The following is a 21,985-nucleotide window of genomic DNA, read 5'->3' as shown; positions in this document are numbered from 1 at the left end:
ATTCAGCCCAACGGGATGTCGACCCAGCGCTTCTGCCGGGAGGACTCCATGCATGCATCGACGATCTGGCAGATGTGGTGGCCCGTATCGAATGTCGGCCACATCGGCTTGTTTGCAACGATCGAACGGATGACCTCGGCCACCTCGATGATCTTGCTTTCATTGTAGCCGATGCCGAAATTCGGCAGAGGAAGGAAAGCCTTGAAGGTGGGATTTTCCGGCCCGACGTCGATCTCCCGGAAGCCGCGCCGCGCCGTCCGGTCGTCGTTGGAATAGAAGCGCAGCCGGTTTATCTCGTCATAGGTATAGGCGATGCTGCCTTTCGTTCCGTAGACCTCGTAGGTCTGCATGAACTTGCGGCCGGTCGCGACACGGCTGAAATCGACGATCCCGCCGGCGCCGTTGGCAAACCGGCACAGCAGGTTGGTCGCGTCGGGGTTGGTAATATCAGCCCAGGCCTCGTTGCCGATGAGCTTCACCTGCTCGCCATAGGCAAGGTCCTCGACGACGGGCCGGCGCGGCGTCACGATGAAATTGTCAGCGATCAGGGAACTGACGCGGCCGACCAGGAAATCCATGAAGCTGAAAATGTGCGAGCCGGTGTCGCCGACGATCCCGGTTGGCGCCAGCTTTCCATCGGCGCGCCACATGAAGGGGGCGTTCGGATCGCCAAACATGTCGACGTGCTGGCAGCCGCGGAACAGCTTGATCTCGCCGATTTCGCCGGATTGAATGATGTCTTTCGCCAGATCATGGACGGGGTTTCTGGGAAAGGCGTGCCCGACACGGGTAATGACACCCTTCTCCCTGGCGATGTCTGCCAGTTCCCGAGCCTCGTCGGCGGTGTTTGCCAATGGCTTTTCGCAGTAGACATGCTTGCCGGCCAGCAGGGCCGCCTTGGCCACAGGATAATGAAGGTGGTCAGGCAGGCAGATATCGATCAGATCGACTTCAGGATCGGCGATCGCCAGTTTCCAGTCTTGATAGATCCGCGCACCCGGCGCCCTGCTGCCGAGATCCTCGACTGCGTCAGGATTGCGATCGACAAGCGCCACGATCCGCGCCGTCCCGTCCGAGACGCCGAAGAAATGCGCAAAGGTCTGATAGGCCATCGTGTGGATCTTTCCCATCCAGCCCGAGGCGCCAAGCACTGCAACTCTCACTTCGACCATTGTCATTACTCCTTAGCGGATTTCGGCGCGGGCCCGAGGTCTAGTGTCGTTGCGTTCGTAGGCGAAGATCGCCGACGGCAGCGCTGACAGGCCCCGGATGAGGTCCGATCCTTTTTCCCCGACCATGATTGTCGGTGCATTGGTATTGCAGGACGGCACGCGCGGCATGACCGAGGAATCGCAGACGCGGAGACCTTCAAGACCATGGACCTTGAGATCGAGCCCGACGACCGCATCCGGCCCCGTTCCCATCTTGCAGGTGCCCACGGGATGATGGTCGGTCTTGGCGTTGGCGCAGCCGTAGTCGAAGAGCTGCTCGTCGGTCATGACTTTCGGCCCGGGAAGCCTTTCGGCCATGACAAAGGGCTTCAGCGCCGCCTGCTGCATGATCTCTCGGGCGAGCTTGAGCCCCTCCAGGGACATCGCCCTGTCGTGAGGATCGGACCAGTAGTTGGGATCGATCAGGGGAGCAGCAGCCGGATCGGAGGATGACAGACGCACCGTCCCGCGCGAGCGCGGATGCAGATAGGCGGAATTGAGCGTCACGCCGGCGTTCTTGAGCCGCTCGACGCCCGCTTCGATACCCGAACCCAAACCGAGGTGGAACTGGATATCAGGAGACCGAGCGTCGGGATCGGCATACCAGAAGCCGCCGGTCTCGAAGAGCGACGAGGCAACCGGACCGCTGCGGAACAGGGCATATTGAAGACCGGCCCAAAGCGTGCGGTGAAGCTTTGCGACGCCGTCATAGGTATGATCGCCGGTGCACTCTGCGATGACGAAAAGGTCGAGGTGATCCTGAAGATTGCCGCCGACGCCGGGCAGATCGTGGAGCACCTTGACGCCCGCAGACCTTAGGTGATCGGCCGGTCCTATGCCGGACTGCAAAAGCAGCTTCGGCGATCCGATCGCGCCGGAGGAGATCAGCACTTCACGCTCGGCGCGGACGATTTCCGAGCCGCGCGCGGTGGCGATCTCGACGCCTGTCGCACGCGCTCCCTCGACGATAATCCGCGCGACGCGGGCGCCCGTCCGAACCGTCAGGTTCTTCCGATCCTTGATCGGCGAGAGGTAAGCAAGCGAAGCGGAGGACCGGCGGCGATCGCGCTGGGTGAGTTGGTAAAATCCGACGCCCGCCTGCTGGCGGCCGTTGAAGTCATAATTATAGGGAATACCGAGCTCCTGCCCGGCGCGAATATAGGCGTCGCAGATCGGCAACGGCGCCGCCGGCATCGAAACACCAAGCGGACCGCCATAGGCGTGGTAGTCGTCGGCGAAGCGCTGATTGTCCTCCGCACGTTTGAAATAGGGAAGGATCGAGCGATAGTCCCAGCCCTCGCAGCCGTCTTCACTCGCCCAAAGATCATAATCTGCAGCGTTTCCGCGCGTATAGAGCTGTGCGTTGATCGATGAGCCGCCACCGATGACCTTTGCCTGCGTATAGCGTAGCACCCGGCCCTTCATGTGTTTCTGAGGAACGGTTTCCCAGCCCCAGCTGGCCACACCTTTGGTCATCTTGGCGAAGCCGGCCGGCATGTGAAAAAGAGGATTCCAGTCGCCTCCCCCCGCTTCGAGCAGGAGGACGCTGATATCCGGATCTTCGCTCAGCCGGCTCGCAAGCACGCATCCTGCAGGACCGGCACCGGTGATGATGTAGTCGAATCCCATTTTTACTGTCCTGTTTGAACCCGGCTGACGCCAATGGATCTGCTCATGCCTGCAAGTCCGTCGATGCGATGTGATCTGCAACTCTCAGCGCCTGGCTGGCGACGGTGAGCGCGGGATTGACGGCAGCCGACGTCGGCAGGAAACCGGCGTCGACGACGAAGAGGTTTTCGTGATCATAAGAACGGCAGTAAGGATCCAGCGGCGCCGTCGCGGGATCGTTTCCGATGCGGACCGTTCCGCACTGATGGGAAGGCGTGCGCTTGTCGAAGGGTCTCGACAGCACGATCGGAAATCCGATCGACTTCAGGATCGCCTTCAGCCTGGCGACAAGTGCCAGATGCGCATCCCAGTTGGTTCGTTGCCACTGGAGAATGATCCGATCTCCATCGACCATGACGCGACTTTCGGGATTGGGAACGTCCTCGCTCATCGCGTAGAAATCGATGGCATGGCTGGTGATGAAACGCAGGACCCATTCCGGCGCCCTTGGCAGCGAACCCTTCAGAACCTTTTCGGAGATCCGGCCGAGGAGCTGCACGTTGCCGAGCGGCGGTCCACCCTTCCCGTCCGAGAGATAGAAGTCGTTGAAGGCAAAGGTCTTCTGGTAGACGGAGGTGTTCCGGAACCGTGGCGAGACGCCGATGACGGCGGAGGCGTTGTGGTTCATGAAATTGCGCCCTACCTGGTCGGAGGAGTTCGCCAGGCCTCCTGGGAAGCGGTCGTTTTTCGAGCGAAGCAGAAGCACCGACGACTGAACCGCACCGGCCGAAAGGATCAGGATCTTCGGCGAAACCGTCAGCGTCTCGCCGTTCCTGACATAGGTGACCCGGTCGATCCGGCTCCCCGCTGCGGTATCGAGCCTCGTCACGCGCGCATTGATTTCGAGCCGCACGTTCTCATGGCTTAACGCTACCGCAAGCGCTGCTGTCTCGGCATCCATCTTGCCGTCCCGTGCATTCGGATGCGCATCCCAGGGCGTGCGTGCCTTGGAAAGCCAGGCGTCGAGGTCCAGGCCGAGCGGCAGGGAAAACGGGTGCAGGCCCTTTTCCTTGAGGCGCGCCCTGACATCGGCGATCGGCGCCTCGTCCGGCACGGGTGGGTAGCCGTAGGCAGTCGAGTGATAAGGCTCGGTAGGGTCTTCGCCGAGGTTGCCGCGAACCTGGTACATCCTTTCCGCCTTAGCGTACCACGGCTCCAACTCCTCATAGGCAAACGGCCAGGCCGGCGACACGCCTTCCCGATGCTCGATCACGCCGAAATCCTCTTTGCGATAGCGCGACAAAACGGCGCCATAGAATTTCGAATTGCCACCGACATTGTAATAGTTGCCGGGATTGAAGCCTTTGCCGTTTGCCTCGTACCAGGTTTCCTTCGGCCGGAAATGTCCCCGCTGGAAGATGGCGCGCTGGTCGCGATTGACAGGAAGATCGGCGATGTGATCGCCGGCTTCGAGGATCAATATCCGCGCGCCGGTCGCAGCCAGGCCGGCGGCGACGGTGGAGCCGCCGACGCCTGAACCGATGATGACGATGTCTGGTGAACTGTTCATATCAGCGCCTGGCCGTCATATAATCCGCACCTGGCTGTCCGGATCGAAGAACACGGCCTTGTCGAGATTGAAGGCAAGGCGAGTTGTCTGTCCCGGAGCGATGCCGGCATCGGCGCGCAGGCGGGCGATGACGGATTTGCCGCCGAGCTTGGTGACGGCGAAGGTGTCGGAGCCGGCCGGTTCGACCACCTCGATCAGGCAATCGTCCTCGGTCAGCGAGCGCGCCTTGCGGTCGGCGCCGTCGGGGTCGGTCAAGGCTTCCGGGCGGATGCCGAAGATCACTTGTTTTCCGGCATAGGAAGACAGGCCGTGATTGCCTGAGACCACCGGCAGTCGGAGCGGGGCGGCGTTCGGCCGCTCCAGCGCGACGGCAAGCCCGGCCGCGCCATTCTCGACGGTGGCGTTCAGCAGGTTCATCGCCGGCGATCCCATGAAGTCGGCGACAAACAGATTGGCGGGGTTGTTATAGATCTCGGCCGGCGTGCCGAACTGCTGCAGCACCCCGTCCTTCAGCACGGCGATCTTGGTCGCCAGCGTCATCGCCTCGATCTGGTCGTGGGTGACATAGACGAAGGTGGTGCCCATGCGCTGGTGCAGCCGCTTGATCTCGGTGCGCATGTCGACACGCAGCTTGGCATCGAGATTGGACAGCGGCTCGTCGAACAGGAAGACCTGCGGATTGCGCACCAGCGCCCGACCCATGGCGACGCGCTGGCGCTGGCCGCCGGAAAGCTGGCTCGGCTTGCGGTCGAGCAGATGGCCGATCTGCAGCATGTCGGAGACCTGCTTGATCGCCTTGGCGCGCTCCTCCTTCGGAACGCCGCGGATCTCCATGCCGAAGGCGATATTGCCCGCCACCGTCATGTTCGGATAGAGCGCATAGGACTGGAACACCATGGCGATGTCGCGCTTGGAGGGATGCAGGCCGCTGATATCGCGCCCGTCGATGCGGATATCGCCAGAGGTGATCGTCTCCAGCCCGGCAATGGTGTTGAGCAGGGTCGACTTGCCGCAGCCGGACGGGCCGACCAGCACGAGAAAGCCGCCCTTTTCGAGTTCGAGGTCGATCCCCTTGAGAATGTCGATGGCGCCGAAGCGTTTTCTGAGACCGGAGATTTCGAGGAAGGCCATGGGTTACCCTTTGACAGCGCCCGCCATCAGACCGCGCACGAAGTAGCGGCCGGCGAGGATATAGACGATCAGCGTGGGAACGGCCGCGATCATCGCCGCAGCCATGTTGACATTGTATTCGACCACACCGGTCGAGGTGTTGACGACATTGTTCAGCGCCACCGTCATCGGCATGGAATCACCGGTGCCGGCATAGGCCGAGGCAAACAGGAAGTCGTTCCAGATATTGGTGAACTGGTAGATCACCGTGACGACGATGATCGGCAGCGAGTTCGGCAGCATGATGCGGCGGAAGATCTGGAAGAAGCTGGCGCCATCGACCTGGGCGGCCCTTACCAGCTCGGTCGGAAAGGCCTCGTAGAAATTGCGGAAGAACAGCGTGGTGAAGCCGAGGCCGTAGACGACATGCACGAAGACCAGATTGACGGTCGGATTGCCGAAGCCGAAGGTAAAGCCGGTGGCGTTTTGCAGCGTCATGCCGAAGCGGCCGAGCGAACCGAGGATCGTTGCCATCGGCAAGAGCACCGACTGGAACGGGATGAAGCAGGCAAACAGCATCAGCCCGAACACCAGCGTATGGCCGGGGAAACGCCACTTGGTCAGCACATAGCCGTTCAGCGCCCCCATGATGGTGGAGATTGCCACCGCCGGCACCACCATCTTGATCGAGTTCCAGAAGTAGCCCTTGATGCCGGCGCAAGTCAGCCCGACGCAGGTCTCGCCCCAGGCCTTGATCCAGGGATCGAAGGTCGGCGTCTGCGGCAGCGCCAGCATGTTGCCGTTCTGGATCTCGTCCATAGTCTTGAACGAGGTGGTAAGCATGACGAAGAGCGGCATCAGATAGAGGACGGCGAAGATGACCAGCAGGCCGTAGATGACCAGCCGGCCGATCCAGCGGGTGTTGTTATTCCTGTTGTCGCCGCTCTGCGAAGGCGGTGTGGTCGCAGTTATCGTCGAAGAGGTGACGCTGCTCATCGCGCCTTCTCCTTCAGTTCGGAATAGAGATAGGGAACGATGATCGCCGAGATCGTCATCAGCATGATGATGGCGCTGGCCGAGCCGACGGCCATCTCGTTGCGCTTGAAGGTGTATTCATACATGAAGTTCGATGGCAGCCAGGCCGAGCCGCCGGGGCCGCCGGAGGTCAGCGCCACCACCAGGTCGTAGGACTTGATTGCCATATGGGCGAGCACGATGAAGGCCGAGAGAAAGATCGGCCGCAAGAGCGGAATGACGATGCGCCGATAGAGCTGGAAAGCGGAAGCGCCGTCGATCTGGGCCGCCTTCATGATCTCGCCGTCGATGCCGCGAAGACCGGCCAGAAACATCGCCATGACGAAGCCGGACGCCTGCCAGACACCGGCGATGACGACGGTGTAGATGACGAAGTCCTTGTTCTTGATCCAGTCGAAGTGGAAGCTCGTCCAGCCGAAGTGGTGCAGCGTCTGCTCGAGCCCAAGGCCGGGATCGAGGAACCATTTCCAGGCAACCCCGGTGACGATGAAGGACAGCGCCATCGGATAGAGGAAGATCGGCCGCAATATGCCTTCACCGCGGATCTTCTGGTCGAGCAGGATGGCCAGGAACAGTCCGAGCGCCAGGCAGATGCCGATATAGAGAAAGCCGAAGATCGCCATGTTGGTGATCGAGGTATACCAGGAGGACGGCGGATCGCTCTCGAAGGTCCAGCGCCACAGCCGCTGATAGGCGCGCGCCCCGGTCAGCGCATAGGACGGAAAGGTCTTGGAATTGGTGAACGACAGATAGGCCGTCCAGACGATGAAGCCGTAGACGAAGACCAGGGTGATGACGAAGCTCGGCGCCAGCACGATCTTCGGCAACGCATCCTGCAGCCGGCCTCTGAGCGAGATCGGCGTCGATTGCGCCGGCGTCAGAACCGGATCGGTGGTCGCAACGGTGCTCATGGAATGTCGTCTCCCTCCTGCATGATGGTGGCCCTGCATGATCCCTGCATAGCCTCTCCGCACAATCGTCGCGGGATGATCGTCGGAGCCTGAGGCTTCCCCGCGACAATGCGCGGGGAAGCGGTGTCATCGAGCGTGGTCTCAGCGGGCGTCGTCGATCGCCTGGACGAGCTGCTTGACGGCTTCGTCGGAGGTCTTGATCTGGCCGTGGACGAACTTCGAGACGACATCTTTGTAGGCATTGGCGATGGCCGGCGGTGCGCCATAACCCTGGGCCAGCGAGCCGAACAGCGTGCCGCCCTCATTGGCAGCCTTCAGGTCGGCGATGCCCTTCTTGCCGCAGGCGTCGAAGTCGGTGTCGGGAACGTCGGTGCGGGCCGGCACCGAACCCTTGACGACGTTGAAGGCCGACTGGAAGCTCTTCGACAGCGTTGCGGTCGCCAGCGCCACCTGGGCCGCCTTGCGGTCGTCGGGGACGTTGAACATGCCGAACATGTCGGAGTTGTAGACGACGCTGCCTTCGGTGCCGGGGAAGCGGTAGCAGAGGAAGTCGGTATTCGGGGTCTTCTTGGCGGCGACGAATTCGCCCTTGGCCCAGTCGCCCATCACCTGCACCAGCGCATCACCCTTGATGACCATGGCGGTCGCCAGATTCCAGTCGCGGCCCGAGAAGTTCGGATCGACATATTTGATGATCGTCGCCAGATTGTCGAAGGACTTCTTCATCGTGTCCGACTTCAGCGATTCCTCGTCGAGGTCGTTGAAAGCCTTCTTGTAGAATTCCGGACCGCCGGTCGACAGCACGATGGAATCGAACATCGTCGCTTCCTGCCAGTTCTGGCCGCCGAGCGCCAACGGGATCACACCCGCAGCCTTGGCCTTGTCGAGCAGCGCGATCAGCTCGTCGAAGCTCTTCGGCTGGGTGCCGCCGATCTTGTCCATCACCGCCTTGTTGATCCACAGCCAGTTGACCGAATGCACGTTGACCGGGGCTGCGACCCACTTGCCGTCATAAACCGAGAACTTCTGCAGCGCTGCCGGCACCGACTTGTCCCAGCCTTCCTTCTTGGCCGTCTCGGTCAGGTCGCCCATGACGCCGGCCTGGGCATAATCGAGCACGGTATAGCCGAGCATCTGCGAGGCTGTCGGATAGGTGCCTGCGGCAACCATCGCCTTCAACGCCGTCATCGCCGCATCACCGCCGCCGCCGGCAACCGGCACGTCCTTCCAGGCAAAACCTTCCTTCGACAGATCCTGCTTCAAAACGTTCAGCGCCGCTGCCTCGCCGCCAGACGTCCACCAGTGCAGCATCTGAACTTCTTTTACGTCAGCTGCGCGAGCGGACACATGAGCGCCGGCCAGAGCCAATGCGATCACGGCAGTCGTGGTCAAAAACCTATTCATCGAAGATCCTCCCAGTTCCATTTTGGAAGATGCGGGACCCATTCCCGCACCAATCACCCGCCCTCCTCAGGCGTAGTTTCATTACCGGCTAAGCCAGCTTTTCCGTCTGCGGCATCCACCAGCCGGTGCGTTTGCCGATATGCATGTTCAGCGTCTTGGTCTCGGTGTAGTCCTCGACCGCATGGCGGCCGAGCTCGCGGCCGAGGCCGCTCTGCTTGTAACCGCCGAAGGGAAGCTCCGAGGCGCCGTCCATAAAGGTGTTCATCCAGACCGTCCCTGCCCGCACCGACCGGCCGATCGTCAGGCACGTGTCGAAATCGCGGCTCCAGACACCGGCCGACAGACCGTAGTCGATGGAATTGGCGATGCTGATCGCTTCTGCCGATGTCTCGAATGTCAGGACCGAAAGGACCGGGCCAAAGACCTCCTCGCGCGCCACCGCCATATCAGGGGTAACCTCTTCGAGGATCGTCGGCGACATGAACTGTCCCATGCCGAGGTCGAGCGTCTCGCCGCCATGCGCGATCCGAGCACCGCTGCTCCTGGCACCGGCGACATATCCTGAAATCTTCTCCAGGTGCTGCGGCGTGATAATCGCGCCGACCTGCGTCGATGGATCGAGCGGGTCGCCGACCTTCACTGCCTTCGACAACGCGGCAATCCGCTTGACGACATCGGAGGCGATTGATTTGTGCAGGATCAGCCGCGAGCCGGCGTTGCAGCACTCGCCGGCATTGAAATAGGCGCCGAAGACCGCAGCGTCGATGAACGCATCGAGATCGGCATCCGGAAAGACGATCTGTGGGTTCTTGCCCCCCAATTCCAACGACACCTTCTTCAGCGTCTGCGCCGCATTCGACATCGTCAGTTTTCCGACGCCGGTCGAGCCGGTGAAGGACACCATGTCGACGTCAGGATGAGAGGTCATGATGGCGCCGACCTCAGATCCCCCACCGGTGACAATGTTGACGACGCCATCCGGAACGCCTGCCTGCTGCAAGATCTCTCCGAGCACAAGTGTCGATCCTGAGGTCAGCTCCGAGGGTTTGACGACGGCGGTGCAGCCCGCGGCGAGCGCGAAGGGCAGCTTCTGGCCGACGATCAGGAACGGAAAGTTCCAGGGCGTGATGATCGCGACCACGCCAATCGCTTCGCGCAGGACGACGCCGAGCGTGCCGTCGCCGAGCGTATTGTAGCTTTCGCCATGGAGATCGCGTGCAAGAGCCGCCGCATAGCGCCAGATATCGACCGAGCCGGCAATTTCGCCCCGCACCTGCGTGATCGGTTTGCCTGCCTCGATAGCATCCAGAAACGCCAGCTCCTCTGCACGCGCGGCGATCAGATCGGCAGCTTTGAGCAGGATGGCGGACCGTTCGGACGCGGTCATGCGGGGCCATGGCCCGAGGTCGAAGGCCTTGCGTGCCGCAGCAATGGCGCGCTCGGCATCCGTCCTGCTGCCGGTCGGGAACCGGCTGACCACGACACCATGGCTTGGCGCGACACGCTCGATCGGATCGGCAGCGCCGGTCTCCCATTTGCCATCGATCAGCATCTTGAAATCACGCGCTTTGTGGTCGCTGAGCGCGGTGGGGTTGACGAGAACCGTCATTACCATTCTCCCTTGAACGTTGCCGGGCGCTTCTCGCTGAATGATGCGACGCCCTCCTTCAGATCGCCGGTCTTGGCGGCGAGGATCGAGCCCAGGGCTTCGACCGCGGTTCCATTGTCTTCACCATTCGCCGATGCGATCATCAACTTGGCGATCTCGACGGCAGCCGGCCCTCTTGCAGCAATCCTCTCAGCATATTCCCTGGCGGCGGCGAGTGAATTTCCTGTTGGAACGACTGCGTCGACGATGCCGAGCAGCCTTGCCTCCTCGGCGGTGAAGATCTCACCGCCGAGCGCCATGCGCCGGATGGCCTGCGCCCCGAACCGGCGCACGAGACGCTGGGTCCCCGACCAGCCCGGCACCATTCCGAGGCCGGTCTCCGGCAGGCCGATCTTGATGTGTTGCTCTGCGAGGCGAATGTCGGCAACGCCCGCCAGCTCCAGCCCGCCGCCGAGGGCGTGGCCGTTCAGCGCCGCGACCAGCGGCACCCGTAGCGTCGCCAGTCTTTCGAAGATACGATGACCGTACCGAACCCAGAGATGACCGAATTCCTGCGGCAGCATTCCGCCCCAGGCCTTGATATCGCCGCCTGCGGAAAATCCCCTTCCTTCGCCCGTCAGAACGGCGGCGCGCACATCCGGGTTCGCCTCCACCGCGTCGGCCGCGTCCGCTAAGGCCTTCAGCATGTCGAGATCGAGCGCGTTCAGCTTCTCCGGACGGCAAATCGTCAGCGTCGCAACATGTCCGTCGATGTCAACTCTGACTGTTCCGCTAGCCATTGAAACCGCCCTCCAGCGTCCGTTCCCTTTTGGCTGGAAGCGACAGGCCGATGGCTGCCTCGCCGAAGAGTGCGGCGTCCATGACTTTCAGGTCGGGGGCGACGATCAGCGGAAACTCCGATTGATCCAGGATATGGGACTGGAGATCGACGCCGGGCGCAATCTCGGTGAGGACGATGCCATCCGGCATCAGCTTCATGACGCACCGCTCGGTGACATAGGTGATCTCCTGCCCCTGCTCGATCGCCCGCCTACCGCTGAAAGTGACATGCTCGACCGCGTTGACGAGCTTCTTCAGCTTGCCTTCCTTTTCGATGAGAAGAGCCCCATCGGCGATCGAAAGCTTTGCTCCGGCGTTGAACATGCCGGAGAAGACGATCTTCTTTGCCCGCGCCGTGATGTCGACGAAGCCTCCGGCGCCAGCCGTCACATGCGGCCGGAAGGAAAGCTTGGAGACGTTGACCGAACCGTCCTTGCCGATCTCGAGGAAGGACAGCAGCGACGCATCGAAACCTGCGCCCTGGAAGTAAGTGAACTGGTAGGGAGACGGCATATATGCATCCGCATTGGAGGCACAGCCAAATGCGAAGTCGAGCAGCGGCACGCCCCCGACCGCGCCTTGCTCGATCACCCAGGTGACTGCGCCGTGAAGGCCCTCCTCCAGCAGAATACGCGGCACGTTGGCCGAGATGCCAAAGCCGAGATTGACGCAGCTTCCCGATTGAAGTTCCTGCGCGACGCGGCGCGCGATGACTTTCTGAACATTGAATTCCGGAACGTGGAAGCTCGCGAGCGGGCGGAAGATCTCACCGGAAATTGCCGGATCGTACCCTGTCTGCGTCGTCTGCTTCTGATCGGGATCGACGATGATATAGTCGACCAGCATTCCAGGCACGCGGACGTCATGGGGTTTCAGCGAGCCTTCCTTGGTGATCCGCTTGACCTGCGCGATGACGATGCCGCCATTGTTGCGGGCGGCCAGCGCCTGATCGAGGCCGCCGAGATATGCGCCTTCATGTTCGTATGTAAGATTGCCACGCTCATCGGCGGTGGTGGCGCGGATAATGGCGACCTGAGGGACGATCGAGGGGAAGAACAGCCAGTCGTCACCCTCGAAGCCGACACGCTTGACCACCGGGTGTTCCGAAGCCAGCTCGTTCATCGCGCAGCCCTGCCGCTCGGGATCGACGAATGTGTCGATGCCGATCTTGGTCAGGACGCCCGGCCGTTTGGCGGCGGCTTCGCGATGGATGTCGAAGAGGATGCCGGAGGGAATATTGTATGCCGGGATCTCGTTATTGGTGATCATCTGCCAGATCAGCGGCGGCTCTGATGACGACGGTCCCGATGGATAGGAGCCGCCGATGATACGCTTGAGCAGACCCTTCCTGGCAATATGGTCGACGCCCTTGATGCCGCTCATGTCGCCGGCGGCGATCGGATGAAGGGTCGTCAAGTCACGGGGATGACCGGTCGCATCGAAACGCTCGCCAATGGCCCTCAGCATGAGATCCGGGCAACCGAGACCGCTCGATGACGATACCGTCACAATGGCGCCATCCGGGATCAACGCGGCCGCTTCGGCTGGGGTGAGATGCTTCTTCATATGCGTTGCTCAGCGTCCTGTTTCGATTTTTACGCTCTTGCCGGTCTTTGCCGGCGTGGTCTTGCCAGCGCCGCAGCTCTCGCGGACAACCAGGCGAACGGCTGTTATCACCGTCTCGGCCTCGGCCTTGCCGGCATTGATCTGCTTCAGAAGCATCTGTGCGCCGCGGCGCCCGATGCCTTGCGGATCGACCGAGACCGTCGTCAACGCCGGAACCGCTGCCTGAGCCTCGATGACATCGTCGAAACCCACCACTGCGAAGTCGGCGCCAGGCTCCAGACGGCGCGCGCGCAATCCGTCGCAAACGCCGAAGGCCACGGCATCGTTGAAGCAGACCGCTGCGGTCGGCCGACGGCCAAGCGTAATCGCCTTTCCGATCGCCTCTACCCCGCCGGCCCGCGACGGCGCGGATGAGACGACCAGATCCTCGTGATAATCGAGCCCGGCTGCCTCTACACCGCTTCGGTAACCGGCAAGCCGGTCGTCGAAGACGGCGGTGTCGGGAAAGCCGCCGAGAAAAGCGATGCGCTTGTGACCGAGGCCCGCCAGGTGCTTGACCGCCGACATCATGCCGGCCTGGTTGTCGGAGACGATCGACGAGACCTTGGCGCCGGGCAGGTTTCGAACGACCACCACCACCGGTATGCCGGCCGCCACGAGCGGCTTGAAATCGGCGGCATCGGTAGCGCGCGCCGGCGAGACGATCAGCCCCGAAATGCCATGCTCACGCATCGATGCGACGACCTCGCGCTGCCGGTCGATGCTTTCACTGGTGTTCGACAGGAACTGCACGAATCCGGCCGACTGAACGACCATATCGACGCCGACCGCCAGCTCGGCAAAGAAGCTGTTCGTCAGGTCGTTGACTACGACCCCTACGATCTTCGATTTGGCACCGGCTTGGCGAAGATTGGCTGCGCCGCGATTATAGACGTAGCCGAGTTCGCGCATCACGGCATTGACCTTGGCACGCGTCCCTTCATTGACCAGGGAGGAGCCCTGAAGCACCAGCGAAACCGTCGACTTGGAGACGCCGGCGGCCTTTGCGATGTCGATGACGGTTACCCGCGTCTTTGTCATTTCCCTCTCCGACCACGACGTCGACTGATGGATAAATATTTGGAACGTTCCAATTTTGTCAAGTGACATTTGCAGCCCCATTATCGATTTGTTCATTTCCATTGAGAATTCGGCGCCGTTCTCGATCGTAATCTCAATCGGAAAATTGGAACGATCTAAATTCCAATCACTCGGCTGGCTTGTTTGTCAGGATCAGTGAACCCATGCCGAGTGATGTCAACGAGGTGGAAAAGGACAGCCCTGGCCTTCTGGACGAGCAGTCCGCGCATCGGTTAACCGGATCGTCGATCTTATGGAGAGCATCTTTTCGGCCGGGCGCCTCGACACCGGCAAAATCGATATCAGCTACGACGCCTGCGCCTTGAGATCATTGATAAGAACCTGTTGCGAGCGGCAGTCTTCGATCGCCAGGACGCACAGCTTTGTATTGGAGATCGACAGGCTACCTGAGTTCATCGATGCCGATCCGCGCACTTTGGCGCAGGTCTTTACCAACCTGCTGTCCAATGCCGTCAAATACGCGCTCGGAACCTCCGAAATTCGCGTCACGGCATGGGAGGAGACGGGAAACGTCACAGTCTCGGTCAGCGATGACGGCGTGGGGATCGATCCCGAAGACGTGCCCCGGCTGTTCCAGCGTTATTTTCGTGCGGGAACGTCGACTGGAATTGCCGGCACCGGCATCGCACGAGGGTGCGGATCGACCTTTACCATAACCCTTCCCATCGAGCGAACCGGTAACGCTTCTGCGAGCAGTGACGCTACCTGTTAATTCAGGATTGCTGTCCTGCATATCTACCCTATCCTTCTCAATAGAGGAGGATCATGCCATGGCTTTCATTCACACCCCCAATGCATCCGCCAGCGAGAAGACGACGTCGATGTATGCGTCGGCCGAGGCGAATTATGGTTATCTGCCGAACATGTACCGTGCCTTCGGTCACCGGCCGGAGGTGATGGAGAACTGGGCAGCGCTGCTTTCGAGCATTCGCGGCCATATGAGCCTCAGGCGCTATGAGTTGGTGACGCTGGCGGCGGCCAAGGAGCTGAAATCCTCCTATTGCATGCTGGCGCACGGCTCGGTGCTGCTGCGCGAGGGCTTTACCAGCGACGGGCTGACGGCCGTTGTCAACGAGACGGAGAAAGCGCCGATCCATGCCGGCGAACGGGCGATCATGGCCTTTGCCGCCAAGGTGGCGCGCGACGCGACGTCGGTCACCCAGCAGGATATAGACGGGCTGAAGAAACACGGGCTGAGCGATGCCGAGGTCTTCGACATCACGGCCGCGGCAGCGGCCCGGTGTTTCTTCTCGAAAATGCTGGATGCGCTCGGCGCCGCGCCCGATCACGCCTATATCGAGCGGCTGGAGCCCAATATCAGAAAGGCGCTCAGCGTGGGCCGGGAAGTCGAGCGGCCGCTGGCGCCGTCACCGTCGCGTGGCACATCGCAATGAGAGAGTGAGCCCCTACTCTTGCGGCCCCTATTATTCCGGTTTGTCCTCAAAATGCCGGATCGCAAACTCGGCGAGATTCTGACTCGACCGATCGGCATCGTCGAGCAGCGAGGGAAACAACTGCCACTGATGCGGCATGCCTGGCCAGATCTCGGTGGTGACGTCCACCCCCGCCTGGCGCGCCTTGTCGGCGAGCCGCAACGTGTCATCCAGCAGGACTTCGCCGGAACCGACCTGTAGCAGCAGCGGCGGAAAGCCGGTCATATCGGCATAAAGCGGCGATGCCTGGGGATCGGTCGGCGACCGGTTGCCGAGATAGGCCTTGCGTAAGGCCCCGATCCAGTCTTTGCCGACCAGCGGATCGCTGTCGGCATTCGATGTCATCGATCCGCCCGTCGCGGCAAGATCGGTGATGGGGCTGAGCGCAATGACCGCCGCCGGCAGCGCCTTTCCGGCCTGCATCTGCCGGAGCACGGTTTCGATCGCGATATTGCCGCCGGCGCCGTCTCCCGCGATGACGATATTGTCATTGCGATAACCATTGTCGAGAAGCCAGCGATAGGCCGTCAGCGCGTCGTTGATCTGCGCGGGATAGGTATATTCGGGCATCAGCCGATAATCGACAAGAAGCACATCGCTGGATGCGGCCTTGGCGAGCGAGCCGGCAAGCAGGCTGTGCGTGCGGATGGAGCCGCTGGAGAAGCCGCCGCCGTGAATATAGAGGATCATCCTTTGGCCGATCGGGTGATGTAGACGGGCCGGCCACATCAGCTCGGCATCGACGCCGTCCGCATCGACCTGCCGGACCTGGATGCGGGTCGGCCCCGGCGTCGTTTCCATCAGCGCCCGAAAGGCTGTCCGCCGCTGCTGCAAGCCGTCGGCGCCGGCAAAATGATCCTTCCAGAGGCCGACGAGCTTTTCGACCTGCTCGCGTGAGGCCTGGCTTTGCGGTCCAATGTCCTTGCCGGCCGCCGCCGAAGCCAGCAGCATCAGCGCGGCCAATGTGGGCAACAGACCGCTGAGCCGCTTTGAAGCTCTTCGATTACCAGTTGGCAAAATTCGACCGTTCATCAACCTCTCCCGATGATGCTGGCCATGGCGGCCATGGCAGCATCATTGGCCAGTTCACGCGCAGGAGTCAAAAGGCTGAGGGATGCGAATCCTCACCTTTTTACTCGGCTCTCATCGCGTCGATGACTGCCCTGAAGCCCGCCGACATGTGGCGTCGGCTCGGATAGTAGAGATAGAGCGGCTCCTCCGGCTGGCACCAGTCTTCCAACACCTGGATCAGTTCGCCATTGGCGATCGCCTTTTCCACGCGCGGTTCCCAGATATAGGCAAGACCGACACCGCCGAGCGCTGCCTGCATCATCAGTTCGTGATCGTCGAGCGACAGCGGTCCCGTCGGCTGAAAGCTCACCGCCTGGTCATCCTTCTCGAACTCCCAGGCATAGCGTGCACCTGACGGAAACATGTTCTGGATACAGAGATGGCGCTTGAGATCGTGCGGCGTCGCCGGCTTCGGCCGGGCCTCGAAATAGGCGGGCGAACCGACGACGACCAAGCGGATGCGCGGCTTGATGCGCAGTGCGATCATGCCCTCGGTGAGGCGCTCACCGAAGCGGATGCCGGCATCGAAACCCTCCTCGACAATATCGACCAGCCTGTCTGTCGCGTTGATCTCCAACTGCAAATTGGGATTGCGTTGGAGCAACGGAGCAATGACGCGGCCGATGACGAAGGGGCCGATCGAATTCGGCACATTGATCCTCACCTTGCCGAAGGGCGTGTCGCGATATCGGTTCAACGCATCGAGCGCTGCTGCCATCTCGCCAAAGGCCGGGTCGAGATGCGAGATCAGCAGTTCGCCGGCCTCGGTCAGCGAGACGCTGCGCGTCGTACGGTTGAGCAGGCGAATGCCGATACGGTCTTCAAGGTTGAGCACGGCATGGCTGACTGCCGAAGCGGTGACACCCCTCTCCTCGCCGGCCTTGCGAAAACTCTTATGCCGGGCAACGGCCGCAAAAGCCGCGAGTTCGGAAAGTTCGGTGGCACGCATTGCTGAATTTTGCTCATCATAGTTTCAAGAATAACAAATCTTATACAGCAACGGATTTTCGGTCAAATTCAACCCCGTCAGCACAGAGATGCGACGCCGAGACAAGCAAATAGTCCCCGAAAGGAATTCGTCATGAAAGTCTGGTTCATCACTGGTGCATCCCGCGGCTTCGGCGCGCTGATGACCAAGGAAGCCCTTGCATCAGGCGATGCCGTTATCGCCACCGCCCGCAACCCGAAGACCGTGACCGAGCAGTTCGGCGATCATCCGAATCTGCTTACCGTCGCACTCGATGTCACCAACGAGGCGCAGGCGAAAGACGCTGCGGCTACCGGCATCGCCCGCTTCGGCCGCATCGATGTTCTCGCCAACAATGCCGGCTACGGCCTGCTCGGCGCCGTCGAGGAAGCCACGGCCGAAGAGATCGAAAAGCTCTATGCCACGAATGTCTTCGGCCTGCTGAAGGTGACGCGCGCCGTGTTGCCTTATATGCGCCGCCAGCGTTCCGGCCATATTCTGAACTTCTCTTCGATCGGCGGTTACTTCGGCTATCCCGGCTGGGGCGTCTACGGCTCGACGAAATTCGCCGTCGAAGGCCTGTCCGAATCGATGGCCGCCGAACTCGAACCTTTCGGCATCACGGTGACGATCGTCGAGCCCGGCTTCTTCCGCACGGACTTCCTCGCCGATACGTCGCTGGCGGTGAGCCCGACCTCCATCGCCGATTACGAAGGCACGCCGGCCGGCAACATGCGCAATTTCGCCGCCGACGCCAATCATGCCCAGCCCGGCAATCCCGCCAAGCTCGCCGCCGGCATCATGACGATGGTCAATTCAGCCAACCCGCCGCTGCGCATGCCGTTCGGCAGCGACACGGTGGCTGTGATCGAGGAGCAGCATGCCAGCGTCGAAAAGGAGCTTGCCGTCTGGCGTGAACTTGCCCTCTCCACGGATTTTTCGAGCGATGCAAAAGCCTCGGCCTGAGAGCCAAGGCCGGTCCCGCCGCCGCATCCCGGATGTAAGGGTGCGGCGGCACTGTCGTTACGGCGGGACAGAGCGCCTTGCGGCATATTGGCATTCGCCTCACGCCGCGGATGGCCTAGATCTAAGGCAGACACCACCGTGAAGAGGCAAATCCATGTCCATCAAGACCATTTGCATTTATGGCGCCGGTGCCCTTGGCGGCGCCATCGCCGCCAAGCTCGCAAGCCGGGCCGATGACTACATCACTGTTTCCGTCGTCGCACGCGGGGCACATCTCGACGCCATCCGCAGCAACGGCCTCAGCCTGCGCGAAGCCGATGCGGAAACGCCGCTCAACGTGCGGCTGACCGCAACCGACGATCCCAAGACATTGCCGCCGCAAGATCTGGTCATCACCGGCCTCAAGGGCCATCAGTTGGCGCCCGCCGCCGCGGGTATCGCAGGCCTGCTGAAACAGGGCACCCGCGTCATAATGACCCTCAACGGCATTCCCTGGTGGTATTTCCATCGCGATACCAGGAGCGGGCATGCGGAGCTGCAATTCGATGAGCTCGATCCCAGCGGCAGGCTTTGGCGGCTGGTTGGCCCCGAGCGCGTGATTGGCTGCGTCGCCTATCAAGGCGCCGAAGTGGTCAATCCGGGTGAGATCCAGCTTTCCCACAAAGGACGCTTCGTGCTCGGCGAGCCGTCCGGCGAAATGTCTGTCGATCTGGAGGCCATAGCGGCGGTGCTGACCGGCGCCGATCTCGGCATTACGACCACTCCCGATATCCGAAGCGAAATCTGGAGCAAGTTGATGGGCAACGCTGCCTTCAACCCGATCAGCGCCCTGACACGGGCGCTGATGACAGACATCATGACGGATCCGGCGCTCATGGACATGGTGGGCAAAGTTATGAAGGAAGTGCTTGCCGTCGGCGATGCGCTCGGCGCGCATTTCAGCATGACAGTCGAGCAACGGCTGGAACAATCGCGCAATATTGGCGGCGTTCGGACATCGATGCTGCAGGACCTGATCGGCGGCAAGGCGCTCGAAATCACGCCGCTGGTCGGCATGCTGGTGGCGCTTGGACGCCTGACTGCAGTACCGACGCCGGTATCGGAGACGATCCTGGCGCTGGTGACGCAGCTGGATCGGGAAAACCGACGCGGCAGCTGATGGCGAAAAAAATGCGGCCGGGAAAAATCCGGCCGCCTCGCTTATCTTCCGACCTGCTCGGCCCAGTTCGGCGCCTTGCCGCCGCCGTCGAGGAAGGTCATTGCCACATTCGCCATGAGCGGCGAGGCGAAGGTCTCGTAGTGGGTGAGATCGGGCAGGATTGCCAGCCGGTTCTTCGACATGTTCTCCCGCATCCAACCGGCATCGCGCAGGCCGCCGCCGAGCTTGTGGTAGAAGTCAATCATATGCTCGGGACGGATCATGTCGGCATCGCCGTAGATCAGCATCACCGGCATGGTAAGCTTGGCGACCGCATCGCTATAGTCCTTGGGTTCGCGCATCAGCGCGCCCATGGCGTCGAGCAGTTTCGGAAATTCGGAAACGTCGGGCGCCACCGCCTTATAGGAGAGGAACATCGGCGAGTCCTTCATCATCTCGGCCATGCCGGCGCCGACGGCCGCCTGCTGCGGCAGCATCTCCGGGAAAAAGCCGTCCTGCGCATAGGGCGCCGAGAGGATCACCAGACGGCGCACCTGGTCGGGCGCGTTGGCCGCCATGTTCAGCGCCACCCCGCCACCGAAGGAATAGCCGAAGACGTCGAGCTTGTCGTAGCCGAGCTGCTTCACCAGGATTGCGAGATCGGCACCGATTGCCGCAAGGTCGATCGGCCGTTTGCCGAGCGGCGTGCGGCCATGTCCCTGCAGATCGACGGCGATCACCTGCCGGTGGTCGGCGAAAACAGGCATGACGGGCGCGAACATTTCGATCTGCCCGAGACCACCGTGAAGCAGCAGCAGCGGTTCGCCCTCGCCGCGGATCTCATAGTAATAATCGATGCCATTGACCGGCAGACTTCCCTTTTTGACGATCGGCGCTACTGCCTTCTCCTCGACAACGGGTACTTCACCGCCGGCGCTCGACATATCAGGGGCGGCCAGGAATGCGGCAGCCGTTGCGACCATCGAAATCAACGTCATCTTCGTCATGTCCTTGCTCCATGTTTGCGTCGATACCGCAAGGACGGCAGGGATCATGCTTTTCCGACACCGCGCTTAGAGATTTGTCGATTGAGGCTTCAAGACTGATTTCCAACTTTTCCTTAACCGGCATGCTGGTAAAATCTTCGCAGAGACTTCAGATGAACGAGACAGATGCCGAAACCGAATTTCCGCTTCACCCATTACGATATCAAGGAACAACGCGCCGGAACAATCGTCGAGGTGTCGTTGAATGCGGTGAACAATGTCCGCTTGATGACGGCGCCGAATTTCCAGCGCTTCACCGAGGTTCTCGATTTCAAATATATCGGCGGCGTGGCGCGTAAATCGCCGATCAAGATCGCCGTTCCAGAAAGCGGCCACTGGCATGTCGTCGTCGATATGGAAGGCCATCACGGGCTGGCGGATTCGTCCGTCAAGGTGATCGCCGGGCCTGGCAATCAGAAGACGCCGCGCGCTTCCTGAGCTTTACAGCACCGCGTCTCTACTCCGACGCGGTAGTGCTAAGCGCAGACGCGCTCTATAGACCCATCCAATCGAGCTGATCTTTGATCACGATCAATGAATCAAGCTGCCATGTCGATCACAATTCACCCGTTGCGAGCCGTAGCCGCCCAGAGCGCGAACCCATGCAAATCAGCTTAGCTTCCACGACCAGAGCGCTGGTGGAAACATCAAACCATGATCTTCATCACCTAGGAAGTGGTCCATGACTTCGAATCTGATCGGTCGTATCACCAATATCATTGATCCTGGCGATGCGCTCGGTGAAGTACTTTTCGGATTGATTATGGCGCTGACGTGGACGGTCGGTTCGAGGCTGGTTTTTGAAAAGGAAGGCTTAAATGTCCACGATCTGATCGTCGCAACGATCGGCTGCAACGTCGCTTGGGGGATTATTGACGCCGTCTTGTTCTTCCTCGGTACGACGTTTTACAAAAGCAGGCGGCTGCGCCTTTTTCGGCAAATCAAAACCGCCAGAAGCGAATCTGCGGCGCTGACGGTGCTCGCGAACGAATTCCCGATTGCAGAGGCACCGTTCTCGGCAAGGGGCGCCGACGCGGACGCACTCTATCGATCACTCCTGACGCTCGCATGCCGGGCCGATCCTGTGAAGGTGTCCCTACCGAAAGCTGATCTGTTTGCCGCAATCGCGGTCTTCGTTCTGGTCTCGGCCACGGCCATTCCCGCAGTGATCCCTTTCCTTCTCATCGACAGTGCGCACCTTGCGCTGAGAACCAGCAACCTGTTTCTCATCATGCTGCTGTTTGTGACGGGCTATGCGTGGGCGAGGTTTTCAGGAGGCAGGCCTTTTTATGCAGGGATGACGATGACTTGTCTCGGCTTGCTTCTGGTTGCAATAGCGATCGCGCTTGGCGGCTGAGCCCCGTTCACCAACCGAACAGGC

At 61.2% G+C, this 21,985-nt stretch carries 19 protein-coding genes and 1 pseudogene; 6 read left to right on the top strand and 14 right to left on the bottom strand.

Annotated elements, in window-relative coordinates; genetic code table 11:
* Window positions 1–2: 2 nt before the first annotated feature.
* From J3O30_RS09290 to J3O30_RS09240, 11 genes are all read right to left on the bottom strand, one after another.
* Complete coding sequence (locus tag J3O30_RS09290; RefSeq protein WP_207583871.1) at window positions 3–1,172, bottom strand: Gfo/Idh/MocA family oxidoreductase; 1,170 nt, start codon at window positions 1,170–1,172, stop codon at window positions 3–5.
* Window positions 1,173–1,184: 12 nt separating this feature from the next.
* A complete protein-coding gene (locus tag J3O30_RS09285) occupies window positions 1,185–2,840 on the bottom strand; it encodes a GMC family oxidoreductase N-terminal domain-containing protein (protein WP_207583870.1) in 1,656 nt (551 codons plus the stop codon).
* A gap of 43 nt (window positions 2,841–2,883) precedes the next feature.
* Complete coding sequence (locus tag J3O30_RS09280) at window positions 2,884–4,389, bottom strand: GMC family oxidoreductase (protein WP_207583869.1); 1,506 nt, start codon at window positions 4,387–4,389, stop codon at window positions 2,884–2,886.
* A 15-nt stretch (window positions 4,390–4,404) separates the two neighbouring features.
* Window positions 4,405–5,520: an ABC transporter ATP-binding protein gene (locus J3O30_RS09275; RefSeq protein ID WP_207583868.1), complete on the bottom strand. Its 1,116-nt coding sequence runs from the start codon at window positions 5,518–5,520 to the stop codon at window positions 4,405–4,407.
* A 3-nt stretch (window positions 5,521–5,523) separates the two neighbouring features.
* Window positions 5,524–6,495, bottom strand: a complete 972-nt coding sequence (locus J3O30_RS09270; protein WP_207581917.1) for a carbohydrate ABC transporter permease — start codon at window positions 6,493–6,495, stop codon at window positions 5,524–5,526.
* The gene (locus J3O30_RS09265) at window positions 6,492–7,445 is read right to left on the bottom strand and encodes a sugar ABC transporter permease (protein ID WP_207581918.1); all 954 of its coding nucleotides are present in this window, start codon (window positions 7,443–7,445) and stop codon (window positions 6,492–6,494) included. Before J3O30_RS09265 ends, J3O30_RS09270 begins: the two co-directional genes overlap by 4 nt.
* A 141-nt stretch (window positions 7,446–7,586) precedes the next feature.
* A complete protein-coding gene (locus J3O30_RS09260; protein ID WP_207583867.1) occupies window positions 7,587–8,849 on the bottom strand; it encodes an ABC transporter substrate-binding protein in 1,263 nt (420 codons plus the stop codon).
* A gap of 88 nt (window positions 8,850–8,937) precedes the next feature.
* Window positions 8,938–10,458, bottom strand: coding sequence for an aldehyde dehydrogenase family protein (locus J3O30_RS09255; protein ID WP_207583866.1), 1,521 nt, complete (start codon window positions 10,456–10,458; stop codon window positions 8,938–8,940).
* Window positions 10,458–11,237 carry an enoyl-CoA hydratase/isomerase family protein gene (locus J3O30_RS09250; RefSeq protein WP_207583865.1) on the bottom strand — a complete coding sequence of 260 codons (780 nt, stop codon included), beginning with the start codon at window positions 11,235–11,237 and terminating at the stop codon, window positions 10,458–10,460. Before J3O30_RS09250 ends, J3O30_RS09255 begins: the two co-directional genes overlap by 1 nt.
* On the bottom strand, window positions 11,230–12,843 hold the full coding sequence (locus J3O30_RS09245; protein WP_207583864.1) for an acyl CoA:acetate/3-ketoacid CoA transferase: 1,614 nt from the start codon (window positions 12,841–12,843) through the stop codon (window positions 11,230–11,232). The genes J3O30_RS09250 and J3O30_RS09245 overlap by 8 nt, the downstream gene beginning before the upstream one ends.
* Before the next feature lie 9 nt (window positions 12,844–12,852).
* Entirely contained in the window at window positions 12,853–13,923 is a 1,071-nt protein-coding gene (locus J3O30_RS09240; protein WP_207583863.1) for a LacI family DNA-binding transcriptional regulator, read from the bottom strand.
* A 259-nt stretch (window positions 13,924–14,182) separates the two neighbouring features.
* Here J3O30_RS09240 and J3O30_RS09235 point away from each other — a divergent pair.
* Together J3O30_RS09235 and J3O30_RS09230 are read left to right on the top strand one after the other, a co-directional pair.
* Window positions 14,183–14,695: pseudogene (locus J3O30_RS09235) on the top strand (HAMP domain-containing sensor histidine kinase); the annotation flags it as partial.
* 58 nt (window positions 14,696–14,753) lie between these two features.
* Window positions 14,754–15,377, top strand: a complete 624-nt coding sequence (locus J3O30_RS09230; RefSeq protein ID WP_207583862.1) for a carboxymuconolactone decarboxylase family protein — start codon at window positions 14,754–14,756, stop codon at window positions 15,375–15,377.
* 30 nt (window positions 15,378–15,407) lie between these two features.
* On the opposite strand, the gene J3O30_RS09225 is transcribed toward J3O30_RS09230, so the two are convergent.
* A complete protein-coding gene (locus J3O30_RS09225; RefSeq protein ID WP_207584293.1) occupies window positions 15,408–16,379 on the bottom strand; it encodes an alpha/beta hydrolase in 972 nt (323 codons plus the stop codon).
* Between the two features lie 169 nt (window positions 16,380–16,548).
* Window positions 16,549–17,436 (bottom strand): LysR family transcriptional regulator, encoded by an 888-nt coding sequence (locus tag J3O30_RS09220; RefSeq protein WP_207583861.1) that lies wholly within the window; start codon window positions 17,434–17,436, stop codon window positions 16,549–16,551.
* Window positions 17,437–17,568: 132 nt separating this feature from the next.
* Here J3O30_RS09220 and J3O30_RS09215 point away from each other — a divergent pair, with 132 nt between their 5' ends.
* Together J3O30_RS09215 and J3O30_RS09210 are read left to right on the top strand one after the other, a co-directional pair.
* The gene (locus J3O30_RS09215; protein WP_207583860.1) at window positions 17,569–18,420 is read left to right on the top strand and encodes an oxidoreductase; all 852 of its coding nucleotides are present in this window, start codon (window positions 17,569–17,571) and stop codon (window positions 18,418–18,420) included.
* Window positions 18,421–18,574: 154 nt separating this feature from the next.
* A complete protein-coding gene (locus J3O30_RS09210; protein ID WP_207583859.1) occupies window positions 18,575–19,579 on the top strand; it encodes a 2-dehydropantoate 2-reductase in 1,005 nt (334 codons plus the stop codon).
* 41 nt (window positions 19,580–19,620) lie between these two features.
* On the opposite strand, the gene J3O30_RS09205 is transcribed toward J3O30_RS09210, so the two are convergent.
* Window positions 19,621–20,613: an alpha/beta fold hydrolase gene (locus J3O30_RS09205; protein WP_207583858.1), complete on the bottom strand. Its 993-nt coding sequence runs from the start codon at window positions 20,611–20,613 to the stop codon at window positions 19,621–19,623.
* Window positions 20,614–20,730: 117 nt separating this feature from the next.
* Here J3O30_RS09205 and J3O30_RS09200 point away from each other — a divergent pair, with 117 nt between their 5' ends.
* Both J3O30_RS09200 and J3O30_RS09195 read left to right on the top strand, forming a co-directional pair.
* Window positions 20,731–21,042 carry a DUF1883 domain-containing protein gene (locus tag J3O30_RS09200; RefSeq protein ID WP_207583857.1) on the top strand — a complete coding sequence of 104 codons (312 nt, stop codon included), beginning with the start codon at window positions 20,731–20,733 and terminating at the stop codon, window positions 21,040–21,042.
* A 244-nt stretch (window positions 21,043–21,286) separates the two neighbouring features.
* The gene (locus J3O30_RS09195) at window positions 21,287–21,961 is read left to right on the top strand and encodes a VIT1/CCC1 transporter family protein (protein WP_207583856.1); all 675 of its coding nucleotides are present in this window, start codon (window positions 21,287–21,289) and stop codon (window positions 21,959–21,961) included.
* Window positions 21,962–21,985 lie beyond the last annotated feature (24 nt).

It is taken from the genome of Rhizobium sp. NZLR1, assembly GCF_017357385.1.
GTDB lineage: Bacteria > Pseudomonadota > Alphaproteobacteria > Rhizobiales > Rhizobiaceae > Rhizobium.
The sequence above is the reverse complement of the archived record's forward strand: the minus strand, read 5'-3'. Positions and strand labels throughout refer to the sequence as shown.

Coding starts and splice junctions, on each gene's coding strand:
- J3O30_RS09275 (WP_207583868.1), bottom strand. CDS start 5,520: ATGGCCTTCCTCGAAATCTCCGGTCTCAGAAAACGCTTCGGCGCCATC.
- J3O30_RS09200 (WP_207583857.1), top strand. CDS start 20,731: ATGCCGAAACCGAATTTCCGCTTCACCCATTACGATATCAAGGAACAA.
- J3O30_RS09230 (WP_207583862.1), top strand. CDS start 14,754: ATGGCTTTCATTCACACCCCCAATGCATCCGCCAGCGAGAAGACGACG.
- J3O30_RS09220 (WP_207583861.1), bottom strand. CDS start 17,436: ATGCGTGCCACCGAACTTTCCGAACTCGCGGCTTTTGCGGCCGTTGCC.
- J3O30_RS09285 (WP_207583870.1), bottom strand. CDS start 2,840: ATGGGATTCGACTACATCATCACCGGTGCCGGTCCTGCAGGATGCGTG.
- J3O30_RS09290 (WP_207583871.1), bottom strand. CDS start 1,172: ATGGTCGAAGTGAGAGTTGCAGTGCTTGGCGCCTCGGGCTGGATGGGA.
- J3O30_RS09215 (WP_207583860.1), top strand. CDS start 17,569: ATGAAAGTCTGGTTCATCACTGGTGCATCCCGCGGCTTCGGCGCGCTG.
- J3O30_RS09250 (WP_207583865.1), bottom strand. CDS start 11,237: ATGGCTAGCGGAACAGTCAGAGTTGACATCGACGGACATGTTGCGACG.
- J3O30_RS09255 (WP_207583866.1), bottom strand. CDS start 10,458: ATGACGGTTCTCGTCAACCCCACCGCGCTCAGCGACCACAAAGCGCGT.
- J3O30_RS09260 (WP_207583867.1), bottom strand. CDS start 8,849: ATGAATAGGTTTTTGACCACGACTGCCGTGATCGCATTGGCTCTGGCC.
- J3O30_RS09240 (WP_207583863.1), bottom strand. CDS start 13,923: ATGACAAAGACGCGGGTAACCGTCATCGACATCGCAAAGGCCGCCGGC.
- J3O30_RS09210 (WP_207583859.1), top strand. CDS start 18,575: ATGTCCATCAAGACCATTTGCATTTATGGCGCCGGTGCCCTTGGCGGC.
- J3O30_RS09195 (WP_207583856.1), top strand. CDS start 21,287: ATGACTTCGAATCTGATCGGTCGTATCACCAATATCATTGATCCTGGC.
- J3O30_RS09280 (WP_207583869.1), bottom strand. CDS start 4,389: ATGAACAGTTCACCAGACATCGTCATCATCGGTTCAGGCGTCGGCGGC.
- J3O30_RS09270 (WP_207581917.1), bottom strand. CDS start 6,495: ATGAGCAGCGTCACCTCTTCGACGATAACTGCGACCACACCGCCTTCG.
- J3O30_RS09265 (WP_207581918.1), bottom strand. CDS start 7,445: ATGAGCACCGTTGCGACCACCGATCCGGTTCTGACGCCGGCGCAATCG.
- J3O30_RS09245 (WP_207583864.1), bottom strand. CDS start 12,843: ATGAAGAAGCATCTCACCCCAGCCGAAGCGGCCGCGTTGATCCCGGAT.
- J3O30_RS09205 (WP_207583858.1), bottom strand. CDS start 20,613: ATGATCCCTGCCGTCCTTGCGGTATCGACGCAAACATGGAGCAAGGAC.